Here is a 16,965-nt window from a genome sequence, read left to right as displayed (position 1 = left end):
CTATTCTTCAAATAGGGCCTTAAGTTCTGTAGCCTCTTGAGGTTTCATTTTTCCAGCCAATACCAAACTAAGTTGTTTACGTCTTAAAGCAGCCGCATAACGTTCCTTTTCCAAGTCAGTTTCAGGAGTGATTTCTGGAATGGGTACAGGTTTGCCTATTTCATCTACAGCCACAAAAGTGTAGATAGCTTCATTGGCTTTGGTACGATTTCCAGATTCACGGTCTTCAATCCAAACATCAATAAACACTTCCATAGAAGTTTTAAAGGCTCTGGATACCTTTGCTTCAACCGTTACAACACTACCTAGAGGAACAGCTCTATTAAAAGCCACATGGTTTACAGAAGCCGTAACAACAATACGTCTGCTGTGTCTTCTTGCTGCAATACTAGCTGCACGATCCATACGGGCTAAAAGTTCGCCACCAAATAAATTGTTTAATGGGTTAGTTTCACTTGGAAGTACCAAGTCCGTCATGGTCGTTTTGGATTGTTCTGGAGTTTTTAGTTGCATACCTAACATCAAAAATGAGGTGCAAAGGTACGGGTTATTTCAAAGAAGTTAGGATAAAAGCCTAAAAACTGAAAAAGGTGTATGAAAATGGAGCGTTTTAATCTAGTTCTTTAACCAACAACCAAGCCGCTTTGTTATCATTTTTCTTGATGTCTTGAAGCGCTTTTAGAGCTTCTGAGCGACTTTCATAACTGGCATAAACCACTTGATGCAGTCCGAATCTATTGACACCAATTTTACGAGCATTGTACCCTTCAGCTTGAAGTTCCTCTACTTTTTTATCACTGTTTTCTTCTATTCTGAAGGCACCGGCAACAATGTGGTAATTTCCAGAAAGCTTTTTAACTGGTAAAGTCGCTGCAGGTAATGGGTTTGAAATCACAAAGGTTGCTTCTTGGATTTTGGTTTCCAATTGCTGACTCGCTTCTTCCTGAGCCATTTGATTGTGCGTTTCTATTTGATTCACATAAAATTTAGATGCTAAAAAGCCACCTAAGCTTAATGCAATAACAGCAACGGCTGCATATTTCAAATAGTTTCTAGATTGGCGTTTTTCAGGAGTGACCGTCAATGGCACTACTTTTTCAATAGCTTCAACCTCTTCTTTTAAGACCTCTCTGGTTATGGTGTCCGAATTAAATTGAGCCAAACCAAAGGCATCAGTTAAATAGTTAAGATGATAGGAAGGCTCAAAAAGCATACGCCCTTCCGTATTAAGGGTCAAATCACCAATATTATGAAAGGAGATGGTTTCGCCCTCGGTCATATACGATTTTATGTACTTCACGTGTTTAGCTACCTTTTTGGATGCTACTTCATAAGGGATTTTTTCTACATCGGCTACGTATCTTATTAAAATCCCGTCATTTTTTTGGATTTGCTCATTAAAAGACAAAATCTTTTTAGGCGGATAAAAGGCATTTGTAGATGAATGAATGCTCGCAGATACCCTTTGGGTTAAAAAGGAACCAAATTCAGGTACGGTCACGCATTCGTATCGGTATAATAAATCGCTTATGTACGTCTCTAAGTGCATAAAAACAAAGTTAGAAATTTTTGGAAACCAATAAATTTTACCCTTAACTATTTATTAACATCATAAAATTTAGTTTCTTGTAGGTTGTATTTCAAACAGATACCCATGACCGAACAGCAATTAATTTATACCCTGGCATTGCAACATGTTCCTAAAATAGGGGATATAACAGCTAAAAAGCTAATTGGTGTATGCGGGTCTGCAGAAGCTGTTTTAAAAGAAAAAAGAGGCAATCTATTAAAAATCGATGGGGTTGGAGCAGCAAGTTTGGAAGGTCTGTTTGATGCGAACCACTTACGAGAGGCAGAACATGAATTGCGTTTTATTCAGACTCATCAAATATCCTGTCTTTATTTTATGGAATCGGATTATCCCGAAAGATTGAAACACTGTATCGATGCCCCTATTTTACTTTTTCAAAGGGGAAATGTCAACCTGAATAATCAAAGGATTATTAGTATTGTGGGGGCACGTAAAATCACAAGCCACGGCATGGAATTTTGCAAGCAATTAGTTGAGGACTTGGCTCCATTTAATCCCATTATTGTTTCAGGTTTTGCCTATGGAACAGATATTACAGCACATAAGGCTGCTGTAGATCATAACCTTCAAACGATTGGTTGTTTGGCTCATGGATTTAACGATATGTATCCTAAGGTACATTCCAAATATGTGAAATCAGTAGAAGCTCATGGTGGATTTTTCACTGACTTTTGGAGTACCTCAAATTTTGACCGGAAGAACTTTTTAAAACGAAATCGTATTATTGCTGGCCTGAGTGAAGCGACCATTGTTATTGAATCTGCCGAAAAGGGAGGTAGCTTGGTAACGGCTGATATTGCCCACTCTTATGACCGGGAGGTATTTGCTGTTCCTGGTCGGGTGACCGATAGCCAAAGTGTAGGGTGCAATAATCTGATTAAGCAACAAAAGGCACAGATGTTGTCCAACTCCATGGATGTGCCCTTTATGCTGGATTGGAAACTGGAACAAGAAAAGCCAACCATACAGCGACAACTGTTTGTGGATTTAAATGAGGATGAACAGCTTATTTACAACTATTTAAAGGATCAAAAAAAGCAGTTACTTGATGTGATTGCTCTAGACACCCAGTTGCCAACTTATAAATTAGCAGGTATTCTTTTGAATATGGAATTGAAAGGCGTCGTTAGGCCTTTGCCCGGGAAATTGTTTGAGCTTATTTAATACCCTACTTTTTCCCTAACTCTAGAAAGCACATCATTTGCAACCTTTTTAGCCTTTTCAGCACCTACTGATAGGGCTTTATCAACTTCTTCAAGGTTGTTCATATAATAATGATACTTTTCTCTCGGTTCTGCAAATTTTTCAACAATCAATTCAAAAAGAGCTTGTTTGGAATGTCCATAGCCATAGCCTCCTTTTTCGTAATTGGATTTCATGGTTTCTACTTCTTCATCAGAAGCTAATAAAGAATAGATAGCAAAACAATTACAGGTCTTCCAGTCTTTAGGTTCCTCCAGTGGGGTGCTATCAGTTTGGATGGACATGATTTGCTTTCTCAGTTTCTTGTCGTCCAAAAAGATATTGATAAAGTTGTTTCTACTTTTGCTCATTTTCTCGCCATCAGTTCCAGGAACAATCATCACATGTTCTTCAATTTTGGCATCTGGCAATACAAAGGTGTCTCCCATTTTAGCATGGAATCTAGAAGCCACATCTCGTGTCATTTCTATATGCTGTAATTGATCTTTCCCAACCGGAACGATATTAGCGTCGTATAACAAAATATCAGCTGCCATCAACATAGGGTAGGTGAACAACCCAGAATTGACGTCTGCCAACCTATCGGCTTTGTCTTTAAAACTGTGCGCTAAAGTCAATCTTTGGTAAGGAAAGAAGCAACTTAAATACCAAGACAATTCAGTAACTTGTGGAATATCACTTTGTCTATAGAAAACGGTTTTGTCAATATCTAAACCGAAGGCTAGCCAGGTTGCCGCAACAGAATAGGTGTTTTCTCTTAGTTCTGCAGCGTCTTTAATTTGGGTTAAGGTGTGTAAATTGGCAATAAACAAAAAAGAGTCATTTTCCTCTTTTTTAGACATGTCTATCGCTGGTAAAATGGCACCTAAAATATTACCTAAATGTGGTGTCCCTGTACTCTGGATTCCTGTTAAAATTCTCGCCATGGATTTCAAATATTGGACAGCAAAAGTAACCAATCCTAAAGAATTATGAAAAGTAGAAGGTGTTAGAATTTAAACTTTTATCATTCTGTAGGAATATGGAGATAAATACTATTTTTGTTGCCAATGAAATTTATTAAATATCCTTTTTGGCTTTTATATAGAATTTGGTTTTACATTTTGGTGGCCTTACCCATCATTATATTATTTCCTATTTTATTAATATCTATAGCCAAGGAATCTTGGTATCCGTTTTTCTTCAGGATTGCTAGATTATGGGCCAAATTCATTTTAGTTGGAATGGGCTTCCGAGTAAAAATTGACAGAGACCAAACACCTCATAGAAAGGAAAGCTATATGTTTATTGCCAATCATACCTCTATGGCTGATATCATGTTGATGTTAGTAGCTGTTAAAAATCCCTTTGTTTTTGTGGGTAAGAAGGAGCTAGCCAAAATACCATTGTTTGGATTCTTTTATAAACGTACCTGCATATTGGTTGATCGCAGTTCAGAAAAAAGCAGGAAGGCAGTTTTTTTGAGAGCCCAAAAGAGATTGAAGCAAGGTTTAAGTATTTGTATTTTTCCAGAGGGAGGAGTTCCTGATGAGTCTATTTTGCTCGATAGTTTTAAGGATGGGGCATTTCGATTAGCAATCAATCACCAAATTCCCATCGTGCCCATGGTGTTTCCTGATAATATAAAACGGTTCTCTTACACCTTTTTTAGTGGAAGTCCAGGTAGAATGAGAGCCAAGATTTTACCATTTATAGAAACAAAGGATTATACCATAGCGACTACCAAGGAGTTAAATGAAAAATCTAGAAATGTTATTTTAAAGAGCCTTCATAGTTATCAAAAATGAAAAAAGCTGCCTATGACACCAAGCAGCTTTTCCCTAGTCGTTCTATTGGAATTTTTATACCAATGAACAATCTAACCAACTAAAAACTAAAACTTAAAACTGAATCCGGTATAAACCCCTAAGATATAAGGGTTGAAATTTCCAGATGTATTTTCATAAGCTCCAAACTGGTATTTGAAAACAGGCTCAAAATTGAACTTGAACTTGGGAGAGAATTTGTAATTCAATCCAATTCCCAAATTTCCTGAAAAACTCACATTATTGATATTGTTGGCTTCACCTATATAAGTGTTGTAGCTTTCAAACTCTGAATAAACTTCATTTTGATTTAAAAAGAAAGTGCTAAAACCGCCTACGACACCTATGCCAAATTTCTTGTTAACTAGGGTGTATTCCAGTTCTAAGGGCACTTCATAATAACCTATTCTTTGACTTATGGCAGCATTGGCGTCAAACATGGAGCTTACAGTTTGAACACCCAAATTATCAGCGCTAATGGCATTAATGGATTCATTTCCTGGGGCCATGGTTAAATTCTTTAAATATTGTGGATTTCCTCCAGTTCCCCCACCCGGGGTTTCATAAAGAATGACATCATTAGTGTCATAACTAAGTTTTAATGAATTAACTCCTGTTCTGATAGTTAATTTCTCATTAATCACATAACCTACATTGACACCATAACTGGTATTTACTTCACCAGTTTTTGAATTTCCCACAAACTGTTCATCAATATGAGAGCCATCGCCTAAGGAATTGTAATAAACAGGGGCAATGTTTGCATACACTTGCCACCTGTTTTTTAATTTTTCTTTTTCATCTTTTTCCTTTGATTCTTCGGCCTCGGCGATGGCCTCTTCAATTGACATCTCTTTTTCTTTTTCAGGGAAATTTTCAATGCTTTCTTCAGCCTTAATGGCTGTTGAGTCTTTATTTATCTGGTGGGTAGCTAGGGCGTTTTCAGATTTATTTTGTTCCAATGCATTCTTTTGAACAAGTGGATTTTCCTCTGTGGTTGATCTTACGTCTTTAGATTGATTGGATATTCCAGAAGGATTGTTAAGCTTGTTATTTTGGGATTTGGAGTTGTTCTCGTTGTCTGCCAAAGCCTTTGAATACGCTTGATTGTTGTCTTCAAGGTTCTCTTTTGCGTTTTCTTTAAAATCTCCAACGTTCGATTTTACATTGTTGGCTAGACCAGTTGAGGAGGTAGCATCCGTATGAACCGAATCAACTAAGTTATTTCCCGTTCTCGAATTGTCTTGGGTCTTGAAATTTTTATCTTTTGAAGTTTGGGTTAATGGATTTGCTCTATTGGTATTTGTGTTTTGGAGGTTGTTTTGTTCTTGATTTTCTTGTCCATTATCACTCACACTTGGAGCATCATTGAATTCTGGATCATTAATGATGTTTAAATTATCTCCTTCATTTGAACTAGATGTGTCAGGAAGCTCTGTATCCACAACAGAATTTTCAGGGTTTAAGATCTTGTCATTTGGTACCACATCAATATTGGTAAAAACAAGACCACCCACGGTCAATAGAATTAATAACAAGGCTGCCACACCGGCCCATTTATACCAGGCAGGGATTACTTTAGTATCCTTTTCGTCGGCTTGAAGTTCCATTTGGATGTTTTTCCAAACATGATCTTTTGGCGCAACTTCAAAATCCTTGAATTTTTCTTGAAAAATTCGGTCTATGTGCTTTTTATCACTCATTATAGTGTCTGCGAATTCATTCGCCTTTTGTAATCTTCAATATTTTCTTTTAAAATCTTTCGGGCTCTGGCTAAATTGGATTTGGATGTTCCGGGTGAAATAGATAGCAATTCAGCAATATCCTGATGGGAATAACCATCCATAACATATAAATTGAAAACCAGTCGGTACCTATCCGGTAAATCCTGAATAATTTTCAACAGATAATCAAGAGTAATATCATCATCTTCAATTTCCACCTCCACAACTTCAATCTGAGCTTCATCAATAATTTCAAAAACACCTTGTTTTCTATATTTTTGAAGCGCTGTATTGACGGTGATTCGTTTCATCCATCCTTCCAAAGAACCTTTATGATTGAATTGTGCTATTTTTTTAAAAATAGTCACAAACGCGTCCTGCAGATTATCTTCCGCCTCCGCGTAATTTCTTGAATACTTCAAGCAAACCGAAAACAATTTACCCGAAAATATCTGGTATAATTCGCTTTGTGCTTGGGTATCATGATTACTACATTTTTGTATGAGTTGCTTTAAACTCACATTGTTTTGAATTAATTAAATCTAATAACTCACTCTGAAACTTCTACCAGAACTTCTTCATAGAGATCTGTTCCGGAATCATCTGTTCCTTTCCAAAACTTAAAAGTATAGGTCCCTGAATTTAGGGGTTTAAAATTAAAATTGGTTTCAAAAATGGCAGTTTGCGTTTCACATGGCTCATTATTTGCAAAATAGGCTGAAACAATGGCTACCGTTCTTTCAAAATCGTCCTTGGAATAATAAATGTCATTGTAAGCATGACAATCGGTAGGCAGAATAAAAGAGACCGTTATTTCATAAATTTCATTAACGGTCATTTCTGTGGGCAAAAAGGCTTCCTCAACGGGTAACAATTCATATTGAACATTGATTGTGTCATCATCACTGAGGCTACATGATTGAAACATGACTACAGTCAAAACCAAGGTTACAAATATTTTAAAACTCCTCATCATTGAATCAAGTATATCTTTGGTTTAACAATTCATTTAGTAGATGCAGAAAGAATAAAAAGGTTGCGTCTGGATATAAAAAAATCCCGAATTTTTCGGGATTTGTTTTTTTATTGTTGATTTTCTTTGATAGCTTCCTTGATTTTCTGTTCAAGTTCATCCATCAAATCTGGGTTATCTTTCAATAATGCTTTAACAGCATCTCTTCCTTGCCCTAGTTTGCTATCTTCATAACTAAACCATGAACCACTCTTTTTAACAATACCAAAATCAACAGCTAGGTCTAGAACTTCTCCAACTTTTGAAATTCCTTCTCCATACATGATGTCAAATTCAGCCGTTTTAAACGGTGGTGCCACTTTGTTCTTAACCACTTTGACACGAGTTTTGTTACCAGAAACATCCCCGTTATTATCTTTTATTTGGGTAGAACGTCTAATGTCCAACCTTACGGAAGCATAGAATTTCAAAGCATTCCCACCTGTGGTAGTCTCAGGGTTTCCAAACATGACCCCTATTTTTTCACGTAATTGGTTGATGAAAATCATAGTACAATTGGTTTTGCTGATGGAAGCCGTTAACTTTCTCAAAGCTTGAGACATTAATCGGGCGTGTAACCCCATTTTGGAGTCTCCCATTTCTCCCTCAATTTCGCTTTTGGGCGTCAATGCGGCAACCGAATCCACAATAATAATGTCAATGGCTCCTGAGCGCACTAAGTTGTCGGCTATTTCTAATGCTTGTTCTCCATGGTCTGGTTGGGAGATGATTAAATTCTCTAAATCAACTCCTAACTTTTCGGCATAAAATCGATCAAAAGCATGTTCTGCATCAATAAAGGCGGCGATGCCTCCCTTTTTTTGAGCCTCGGCAATGGCATGTAATGTTAAGGTGGTTTTACCAGAGGATTCTGGTCCGTAAATTTCAATCACCCGGCCACGTGGATATCCTCCAACTCCTAGTGCTAAATCCAAGCCTAAAGAACCAGATGAGATAGCCTCAATATCAGCAACCGCTTGGTCACTCATTTTCATGACAGTTCCTTTTCCGTAAGCTTTATCTAATTTATCTAAGGTTAATTTTAATGCTTTTAATTTGGCTTCTTTCTCGCTGCTCATACTCTGTTTTTTTTCATTGTGATAAATGCTAAAGTACTACAACTTTTATCAGTTTACAATTTTATGACGCAACCTTTTTATTCTTTTTGCATCTATAGAATAAAGTGGGGAACTTTTGCTATGAAAAGAGCTGCAGAGTGCAGCAAATTTTCATCCGGAATGTTTAATTTAAAATGATTACCAGATGAAATTTTTTAAGAAATTTATTAACGCATGGGGTGTTTCAGTTCCTGTTTTTATAAACAGTAACTGTAAAGCCGATGGTGGTTAACTCGTTTTTTGATTTTGTTTTTTGAGAAAAAAATTGAATTAATAATAACGAGTTAGTCTACTTAAAGCACTTTATAGTTTCTATAAAGTGCTTTTTGTTTTTAGGGCTTTACAAGAGTAAAAAGAATGTTTTAAAGACGCTTTTAAATATCTTTGAAAACTTAGTGATAAAGAGCTTATGCAAAAGAAAGTTGTGGTGGTTGGTAGCGGCATTGTTGGGCTTACAACAGCTCTGCAACTACAGGAAAAGGGATTTCAAGTCGAAATCGTTTCAAAAGAACCGTTTCAAAAGACCTTATCCCATAAAGTGGGTGCTATTTGGTTTCCTTTTGAAGTGCATCCCATTGAAAAGGCAAATAAATGGGCTGCGTATTCCTATCAGAAATACTTAGAAGAAGTAAGTCTGAAAAATGGCGTGTCTATCATACCGTTCATGGTAGTTTATAATTCTGAAAGTGATACGTCTTGGACTTCTCATTTACCAGATGACCAAGTTAGAAAAGCCCATGACCATGAACTACCAAAGGGTGTTGAAAATGCTTTTTTGGCCCAAGTACCTTTAGCAGAACCGCCTTTATATTTGCCTTATTTATTTCAGAAATTTTTGGATGCTGATGGACAATTTATCCTGAAGGAAGTAAAATCGCTTCAAGAAATGGCCTCATTAGGGTGCAGGGTTGTTAATTGCACGGGAATGGGGGCTAAGGATTTGTGTCGGGATATTCACTTAAAACCCATGCGCGGACAGATCCTGAGGTGTGAAAAGCTAACAGGAGCATCTTGTGTCAACTCAACAGAACCTGGCAAGCTGACTTATATCTTCAATAGAAGTACAGATAGCATTGTGGGTGGGACGGACTATATCAATGATTATAATGAACAAGTAGATGATGTCGATACTCAAAAAATTTTGGACCGATTGAAAACCTCGGGCTTAAGTGAGAAACAACCGGAAGTTTTAGAAATTTTAGTGGGTTTGAGACCTTTAAGGAGCGAAGTGCGGTTTGAATATGATGCCGAATACTCCAACATTTTTCATAATTACGGTCATGGTGGTGCCGGTTTTACTGTAGCTTGGGGGTGTGCCATGGAATTGGCAGACCGTTTTAAAAAGCAACTTTAATGCTCTTCAGGGTTTGTAATAAGCAATAATTCTTCATCCAGTAAAAATTGCTTGATGGGTTGGTATAAATTGGGGCGTTTAGAAAGCGTGTCTTTTAGCTTAATTTCAAAATCATAGCCCATAAAAGGTTCGCTAGGTAATAGATGATTTGTTTTGCTTGCAGTAGAATCGCTCCATAATACTGATTTTAATAAAAAGGGAGCTTCACAATTTGTTGCCTTTATGTGGTTCATTGTTGGAAAGTTGACTTCTCCATGAAACTTTTTTGAAGTTCTATTCCAAGTGACTTGTATGTTATCGTTTTCATAATGTTGAATGGTTTCATCTGGGAAAAATAGGGAATAGGAAAAAACTAACATGAGGCTTAAGTTCCATACGGAATGGAAAAGTATGGATTTTAACAGATTAAAATTGATACAAATCCAAATAGCAAAAAAAGCAAAAGCACTCCTAAAGCTAAATCCAGCTAATGCATTCCAACTTATTAAATGATCGGTGTCCAGATGGAATAGTGCAAATAGAAAAGCGTTGAGTAGGGCTAAAGGGACTAGTAAAGAGACCTCTTTCTTAAAAAAAGAAACAATCAATAAAACTAAATAGATAAGGGTAATTACTTTGGTTAAATAACTTTGGGTTATAAAGAACAGAGCCACTAAACCAATAAGGGAGGTAGCTCTTAAAATTTTGGATTGAACAAAGCCTCCTCTAAAACTCAATTCCTCAAAAATAGGAGCCAGTATGATGGCTATAAAAAGAAATACGGGAAAAGAAGCTTTGGTATAACTTTCAATTTCGGTTTCATAGAAGTCAATAAAAAAAGAGGTTACCATACCCAAACAGAACATGCCTATTCCAGAAATTAGCAACCAGCTGTGTTTTTTATTTTTTAAGGTCAAACGTGTAATTTTATAATTGAATGGATTTAACAAAGTAAAGCAAGTTTGTGTTCCTATAAAATGAGGTTTACAGGATACTATTTAATAATCATGATTTGAAGGTCTCAAATCTTTCGTTTCATAATCCTTGCTTTTAAAAGTATCTCATCATAAAATTGAAATAACCCTATTTTTTTGAGAAAAAGCGCCTTTTTTCTCTCAAAATCAGGATTTGTAGGGATTCCATTTATGGTTTTATGGTTGGTCACCAAGTTTTCTATAATCTTTTGGTAAAGTTTGCTTGTGTACTTATCCCGGTCTTTTCTTTTAGTGGAAAGTAGCAATTCTAAAAGTGCTCGAGAATTAAAGGGAGACATGACCTCTAAACCTTCTTTGGAATTTTCTGTTTTTGATCTAGCGGCCCAATTGCTCATTTTCTCTTCCCAATAAAACATATCTAGCATGTTATAGCCAAAAGTTTCAAATTGGCCTTGGTTTTTGGTCAACCATTGATCATATTGATTTGTTACAAAGTTGTTGGTGGAAAAACCATTAAGAACAGCAAGTTTTATTCCAGAAACTGGCTTAATGTAATTGAAAAAATTTCTAGCTACTTCGCTTATGTTTCCATTGATTATTACTTTGCCTGGAATGAATTCTTGATAGTCAGTTTTGAAAGAATTGTTTTTGTTTGAAGTGATATCAGTTGCTCCATCTTCAATAACATGTAGTTTTTTGTTGAACAAATGAGTTAACTTTTTGGCTATTTGAATGTCATAATGGGATTCATTCATATTATCATGTTGGAAAACAAAATAATCACATTCCGTTGGTAAACTGGCAAGGAATAGTAATCGACTATCAAATCCTCCAGTAACAGGCAGAATGATAGGATGTCTGTTTGCAATAGCTTTAATATAACCTTTCAACATGAGTGCGGCTTTTTTGGCAACATCATCGATAGATTGAGGAGTTATTTTTGAAAAGGGGAAAAAACGAACCGTTTTTTTGTTCAGTAAATCCAGATAATGATTAGGGGACAAGTGATTTAAAGATGGGTCTGGAGTTGTGGTCCCTATAAATAATTTCTTTTGATCATAAAGCTTGGAATTATAATAAGCATGATTCTTTGGATGTTCCCATGTTGATGAAATGAAATGTAATTCTGAAGCCAAATCACTATAGTCTTCAGAATAATAAACCTCTTTTTGGGCGCAACAGTCATTCAATACAATCAAGGATTCTTGGGTGGCATGAATAAGGACATATTCACCATAAAAAGTGTTGAGCATTTTAAAAAAGTCCTCCTTTGACTGTTGATTTGCTAAAGTGTCCAATAGTTCTTGATTGGATACCTCTGTACGTATGTAGTCAAAAAGATTCCCTAACAGATGGATGGAATTGCCTTTATATTCTGAAAAGGTATAATTCAGGTCATTGCTAAACTGTAAATAGTAATTATGGATGGTAACAATAGAGCAGTGTTGCTTCTGTTCTGGCTTGGTGGTCCTAAAAGTAAATTGTTTGTGGGTCATAGATGTTCAAACATGAGCAAAAATAGGCAATATCCCAAATTATCGGCAACTCTATAAATGGGGACTTTGGGAAGTTATTTTATTCAGCTTGATATTGTTTTCCCACCTTTTCCGGGTTTTTAAGATCAATCCAAAAAATGTCTGTGGGCTCCTCAGTTTCCATTTGCCCATTTTGGTTGCTGTCTTTTTTTGCAAAAACGTACATATAGTCATTGGCAGCATCATATTCCGAACTCATGACCGAATGTGTTTTCGGGATTAGTGTCGTTTTATTCTTTCCGTCCATGTCAAAATGATAGAGTCTTCTCAAGTCCTTCATATTTATAAAACCATCTTTGTTAGAGTCCTCATCATAAACTGATACCATGTAATAACCTCTTTTTACAGGCTCATAATTCAGAGTGTCTTTGGAAAAGGCGGGATAGTAAAGGGTTTTGATCAAAACAGGTTTGTCAAAAAGTTTGTTTTCAGTATTTGTCAAGTTGTTGTAATGGGAAACGTTCACAAAGTTATAACCGTAAATCGCTTCAAAACCTGGCATGAAGTTATTGTTCCAATTGTTCCCTTTCCTATCATTATCATTCCAAGTTGAATGATACAAATTAGAGCCCACAAAGGGTTCGTTCGTTTTTTTATTATAATTCACTTTATAGATTGGTGTCAATCGGTGCTCATTGTTATAGGTCAAAAGCACATTTCTTGGTCTGGTCTCCAGTTTTAGAGAGTCCATGGGAAGTCCAACCACTTTTTGACCGCTTTCATCTTCGGTGATATCACTTACTTGAAAGCCTTTTTTTTCAACATGATTATTAGAGCAACCTAGAAATAAAAGATTAAAGATCAAAAAAGGAAAAATGTACTTCATAATGCTATTTTAAATGGCCAATTAGTTTTTGGTTGATTTGTTTAGTTGTTGTTTCACCACTTCTTCAGATTCCCGTAAAACTTGCTTTACCTCTTCGAAGGTAGTGTCAGCGTGGTTGTTCCAATCCATAAGTCTATGGTTAATTACGCGACCGTTTTCATATTTTTCCAAGGTGAACCTCACAATTTGAAGACTTGGCCTTCTGTGGATGTATTCTCCAGAAACATCAATGGATGCTTTGAAAAGAGCACAAAATAAACTGTACTTGAAGTTGGTTATATCATCATCACATTTGCGGTCATCCTGTTTGTTCCAAATGGCCGCATCCGAAAGTATGGAATCGGCTCGCTGAATTATTTTCAAATCCATGAGGTCAAATACAAGCTCCCTGTTTTCCAAGTTCTCTTGGGCAATGGTCCAAGGAATTGTCAAAAAAGTAGCGATTAAAAATAAAAGAGGTCTCATAAGGTCTTTTAACAATGGCGTTTTTAAACGAGATCTTTATAAGCTCGCATGGGATTAAAGATAGCTAAAGAACCTCATTTTAAGCTATTTTGAAACGATTAATGTGAGAAAAGACCGTATTCGGCTCAACTATAATATTGTTTCAATGTTTTGTAGATGAGCTTTTTCTCTCCTTTCCATAAACCGTCGGTCAAAATCTCATAATATTGGTCTTCGTGGTTTATTTGTACACCTTTCCAGTTGGTTGTAATATCCATGGAATCTTCCGAAATACAGATGACTTTAGGTTCAGCCATACCAGGAAATCTCCATTTGATGTGTTGTTTGTCAAATTGAAAAAAGTATTTCTTGAAATTTCCAAAATTTAAGAACATTTGGATCACAAAAATAAAACCCAATAATGGAGAGGTACTGCCCATTCCTAAGTCAGTAGTACGATCAAGAATGAATAACAAAATGAAAAGTAAACCAACTACTCCAATTGCAATTGATAGTTGTTTTCTCCGCTTAAACAATTTGACGTGTTCCATTTTTGGTTTTTGCAGGCTAAAAATAATTAAAAATCCTACAAATGCTAATACCTAAAATGAAAAGAACCAGAAATCACTCAAACCTCGTTCAAGTTTGGTTCGGATCAATAGGACGTACTGGAATTAATTTTATTTAAATCTCATTAGGGCTTAGTGAAAAGTACATACTTGATTGCCAAATCACCAACAATAACTTGGGTAAAACTTGCCCTTTAGAGCCTTGATGTTATGTTTTAATGCAAATAGTTAAAAAACATTACCTTTGCAGCTCAAAAATTTAATCTTTAACCTTAAACCATTGGTATAGCATGCAACTGTACAATAACTTAAGTGCTAAAGAAAGAGCGAAACTAATTGAGGAAGCGGGTCAAGACCGGCTTACCATCTCTTTCTACACATACGCCAAAATTGGCAATCCAGAATTATTCAGGAACCATATGTTTCTAGCTTGGGACCAACTAGATGTCCTAGGAAGAATCTATGTGGCCCATGAAGGTATAAATGCCCAATTATCAGTGCCAGCCATAAATTTTGATGCCTTCAAATCCCATTTGGATACCATCACCTTTTTAAAGGATGTGCGCCTTAACATCGCCATAGAACATGACAACTTTGCCTTTTTAAAATTGAAAGTCAAAGTGCGTGATAAAATTGTAGCCGATGGTTTAAATGACGCAACCTTTGATGTGACTGATATTGGTGTGCATGTCAATGCCGAAAGATTCAATGAGCTTATTGAAGACCCAAACACGGTGTTGGTAGATATGCGTAACCATTATGAAAGTGAAATAGGACATTTCAAAAATGCGGTAACTCCTGATGTAGATACTTTCAGGGAGTCTCTACCTATCATAGAAGACGATTTAAAAGATCACAAAGAAGATAAAAACTTGGTCATGTATTGCACTGGAGGAATCCGTTGTGAAAAGGCCAGTGCCTATTACAAACATCGTGGATTTCAAAACGTGTTTCAGTTGGAAGGTGGGATCATTAACTATGTGAGACAAGTGAACGCTCAGGGACTGGAGAACAAATTCATAGGAAAGAATTTTGTTTTTGATGAAAGACGCTCCGAGCGCATTTCAGAAGATATTATCGCTCAGTGTCATCAGTGCGGGAAACCAGCTGATACCCATACCAATTGTGCCAATGAAGCCTGCCACCTGCTTTTTATTCAGTGTGATGAATGTAAAGAAAAGATGGAGAATTGCTGTTCAACCAATTGTCAGGAAATCATCCATTTACCTTATGAGGAGCAAAAGGCTTTGAGAAAAGGGCAGGGAAATAGCAATGATATATTCAAAAAAGGAAGAGCAGATCACCTACCTTTTAAGCAAGACTTGCGAAACATATTCGAAGTATTACAACCCAATGTATTAAAAGACTAAGTTATGCAGCAGATAGAATTAATGGCGCCGGCGGGTAATTTTGAATCTTTACAGGCAGCCTTGGACAATGGGGCCAATTCAGTATACTTTGGAGTCGAGCAACTCAACATGAGAGCAAGGGCTTCTATTAACTTTACTTTAGACGACCTCCCTGAAATATCCAGAAGATGTCAAGAAAAAGGAGTTAGAACCTACCTTACCTTGAATACCATTATCTATGACCATGATTTGTCAATTGTAAAGACTCTTGTCAAAAAGGCCAAAGAGGCAAATATTACGGCGGTTATTGCTATGGACCAGGCGGTGATAGCTATGGCTCGCGAACATCAAATGGAGGTGCATATTTCTACGCAAATCAATATTACCAATATTGAAACGGTAAAGTTTTATACCATGTTTGCTGATACTATGGTATTAAGTAGAGAGCTAAGTTTAAGGCAGGTCAAAAAGATTACCGAACAGATTGAAAAGGAACAGATCAAAGGACCTTCTGGGCGTTTGGTGGAAATTGAAATTTTTGGTCATGGTGCTTTGTGTATGGCGGTGTCTGGTAAATGTTACTTGAGTTTACATTCTCATAATTCTTCAGCAAATAGAGGGGCTTGTAAACAGAATTGTAGAAAAAAATATACAGTTATTGACCAAGAGTCTGGATTTGAAATGGAGATAGATAATGAGTACATCATGTCTCCAAAAGATCTGTGTACTATTGATTTTCTAGAAGAAGTCGTGGATGCTGGAATCAAGGTTTTAAAAATTGAAGGTAGGGGAAGAGCTCCAGAATATGTGGCTCAGGTTATAAAATGTTATCGTGAAGCTATTGATAGTATAGAAGAAGGAACCTATAGTAAAGAAAAAGTGATCGGTTGGATGCAGGACTTGGAAAAAGTATACAATCGAGGTTTCTGGAGTGGTTATTACCTAGGTCAAAAACTTGGAGAATGGAGTAAAGGTTCTGGGTCTCATGCTACCCAAAAGAAAGTATATATAGGGAAAGGAGTTCATTATTATCCCAAAACAAGCATTGCCGAATTCAAAATCGAGGCCTATGATTTGTCACTTGGCGATACCATTTTAATAACGGGTCCTACTACGGGTTCCAAAGAAATCACCGTGGATACCATGTTGGTCAATGATGAACAACTTGAAAAAGGAGGAAAAGGCGATTCAGTGACCATTCCTATTCCTTTTAGAGTGCGCCCTTCTGACAAACTCTACAAAATTGTTGAAAATAAAGTAGAAGCTTAATGGTTGTAGTTACCCTACAAAGAAATAAATGCATAGGCTGTAATTATTGTGTGGAATTGGCACCAGAGCAATTTCAAATGTCAAAAAAGGATGGGAAGTCGGTACTGCTACGAAGTCAAGAAAAAAAGGGATTCTTTACCATAAAGTCGCCAGACCACACTATTTTTGAACCCTGTGATCAAGCCGCAAAGGCGTGTCCCGTTAAAATAATTTCGGTCAAAAACGTTTAATAGGTAAACCCTACTACGTCGA

The 16,965-nt window shown here is 36.5% G+C and carries 18 protein-coding genes; 6 read left to right on the top strand and 12 right to left on the bottom strand.

Going from position 1 to position 16,965, the window contains the following annotated elements; genetic code table 11:
- Nucleotides 1-513 (bottom strand): acyl-CoA thioesterase, encoded by a 513-nt coding sequence (locus tag GZ212_RS01600; protein WP_166956704.1) that lies wholly within the window; start codon nt 511-513, stop codon nt 1-3.
- Nucleotides 514-610: 97 nt separating this feature from the next.
- Complete coding sequence (locus GZ212_RS01595) at nt 611-1,549, bottom strand: SPOR domain-containing protein (protein ID WP_166956701.1); 939 nt, start codon at nt 1,547-1,549, stop codon at nt 611-613.
- A 105-nt stretch (nt 1,550-1,654) separates the two neighbouring features.
- On the opposite strand from GZ212_RS01595, the gene dprA reads away from it, so the two are divergent.
- Complete coding sequence (dprA, locus tag GZ212_RS01590; protein ID WP_166956698.1) at nt 1,655-2,755, top strand: DNA-processing protein DprA; 1,101 nt, start codon at nt 1,655-1,657, stop codon at nt 2,753-2,755.
- On the opposite strand, the gene trpS is transcribed toward dprA, so the two are convergent.
- Nucleotides 2,752-3,720, bottom strand: coding sequence for a tryptophan--tRNA ligase (gene trpS, locus GZ212_RS01585; protein ID WP_166956695.1), 969 nt, complete (start codon nt 3,718-3,720; stop codon nt 2,752-2,754). The two genes, dprA and trpS, sit on opposite strands and share 4 nt — an antisense overlap.
- Before the next feature lie 123 nt (nt 3,721-3,843).
- Here trpS and GZ212_RS01580 point away from each other — a divergent pair, with 123 nt between their 5' ends.
- Nucleotides 3,844-4,581 (top strand): 1-acyl-sn-glycerol-3-phosphate acyltransferase, encoded by a 738-nt coding sequence (locus GZ212_RS01580; RefSeq protein WP_166956692.1) that lies wholly within the window; start codon nt 3,844-3,846, stop codon nt 4,579-4,581.
- A gap of 86 nt (nt 4,582-4,667) precedes the next feature.
- On the opposite strand, the gene GZ212_RS01575 is transcribed toward GZ212_RS01580, so the two are convergent.
- The 4 genes from GZ212_RS01575 to recA form a co-directional block, all read right to left on the bottom strand.
- Complete coding sequence (locus GZ212_RS01575) at nt 4,668-6,302, bottom strand: hypothetical protein (protein ID WP_166956688.1); 1,635 nt, start codon at nt 6,300-6,302, stop codon at nt 4,668-4,670.
- A complete protein-coding gene (locus GZ212_RS01570; RefSeq protein WP_166956685.1) occupies nt 6,302-6,844 on the bottom strand; it encodes a sigma-70 family RNA polymerase sigma factor in 543 nt (180 codons plus the stop codon). Before GZ212_RS01570 ends, GZ212_RS01575 begins: the two co-directional genes overlap by 1 nt.
- Before the next feature lie 29 nt (nt 6,845-6,873).
- A complete protein-coding gene (locus tag GZ212_RS01565) occupies nt 6,874-7,299 on the bottom strand; it encodes a hypothetical protein (protein WP_166956682.1) in 426 nt (141 codons plus the stop codon).
- Nucleotides 7,300-7,406: 107 nt separating this feature from the next.
- Nucleotides 7,407-8,414 (bottom strand): recombinase RecA, encoded by a 1,008-nt coding sequence (gene recA / locus GZ212_RS01560; RefSeq protein ID WP_053970718.1) that lies wholly within the window; start codon nt 8,412-8,414, stop codon nt 7,407-7,409.
- Nucleotides 8,415-8,862: 448 nt separating this feature from the next.
- Between recA and GZ212_RS01555 the strand changes: the two genes are divergently transcribed.
- The gene (locus tag GZ212_RS01555; protein WP_166956679.1) at nt 8,863-9,807 is read left to right on the top strand and encodes an FAD-dependent oxidoreductase; all 945 of its coding nucleotides are present in this window, start codon (nt 8,863-8,865) and stop codon (nt 9,805-9,807) included.
- Here the strand turns inward: GZ212_RS01555 and GZ212_RS01550 are convergent.
- From GZ212_RS01550 to GZ212_RS01530, 5 genes are all read right to left on the bottom strand, one after another.
- On the bottom strand, nt 9,804-10,703 hold the full coding sequence (locus GZ212_RS01550; RefSeq protein WP_166956676.1) for a CPBP family glutamic-type intramembrane protease: 900 nt from the start codon (nt 10,701-10,703) through the stop codon (nt 9,804-9,806). The genes GZ212_RS01555 and GZ212_RS01550 overlap by 4 nt on opposite strands.
- Nucleotides 10,704-10,807: 104 nt before the next feature.
- Nucleotides 10,808-12,217: a hypothetical protein gene (locus GZ212_RS01545; protein ID WP_166956673.1), complete on the bottom strand. Its 1,410-nt coding sequence runs from the start codon at nt 12,215-12,217 to the stop codon at nt 10,808-10,810.
- 79 nt (nt 12,218-12,296) lie between these two features.
- On the bottom strand, nt 12,297-13,082 hold the full coding sequence (locus GZ212_RS01540) for a hypothetical protein (protein WP_166956670.1): 786 nt from the start codon (nt 13,080-13,082) through the stop codon (nt 12,297-12,299).
- Nucleotides 13,083-13,103: 21 nt separating this feature from the next.
- Nucleotides 13,104-13,547, bottom strand: coding sequence for a hypothetical protein (locus tag GZ212_RS01535; protein WP_166956668.1), 444 nt, complete (start codon nt 13,545-13,547; stop codon nt 13,104-13,106).
- A 125-nt stretch (nt 13,548-13,672) separates the two neighbouring features.
- Nucleotides 13,673-14,077: a hypothetical protein gene (locus tag GZ212_RS01530; protein WP_166956665.1), complete on the bottom strand. Its 405-nt coding sequence runs from the start codon at nt 14,075-14,077 to the stop codon at nt 13,673-13,675.
- 308 nt (nt 14,078-14,385) lie between these two features.
- Between GZ212_RS01530 and GZ212_RS01525 the strand changes: the two genes are divergently transcribed.
- From GZ212_RS01525 to GZ212_RS01515, 3 genes are read left to right on the top strand one after another with little or no spacing between them, the layout of a single operon-like run.
- Nucleotides 14,386-15,465 carry a rhodanese-related sulfurtransferase gene (locus GZ212_RS01525; protein ID WP_166956662.1) on the top strand — a complete coding sequence of 360 codons (1,080 nt, stop codon included), beginning with the start codon at nt 14,386-14,388 and terminating at the stop codon, nt 15,463-15,465.
- 3 nt (nt 15,466-15,468) lie between these two features.
- The gene (locus GZ212_RS01520; protein WP_166956659.1) at nt 15,469-16,713 is read left to right on the top strand and encodes a peptidase U32 family protein; all 1,245 of its coding nucleotides are present in this window, start codon (nt 15,469-15,471) and stop codon (nt 16,711-16,713) included.
- On the top strand, nt 16,713-16,943 hold the full coding sequence (locus tag GZ212_RS01515) for a ferredoxin (protein ID WP_166956656.1): 231 nt from the start codon (nt 16,713-16,715) through the stop codon (nt 16,941-16,943). Before GZ212_RS01520 ends, GZ212_RS01515 begins: the two co-directional genes overlap by 1 nt.
- Nucleotides 16,944-16,965 lie beyond the last annotated feature (22 nt).

The sequence above is a fragment of the Mangrovimonas sp. CR14 genome (assembly GCF_011764015.1).
GTDB lineage: Bacteria > Bacteroidota > Bacteroidia > Flavobacteriales > Flavobacteriaceae > Mangrovimonas > Mangrovimonas futianensis.
The sequence above is the reverse complement of the archived record's forward strand: the minus strand, read 5'-3'. Positions and strand labels throughout refer to the sequence as shown.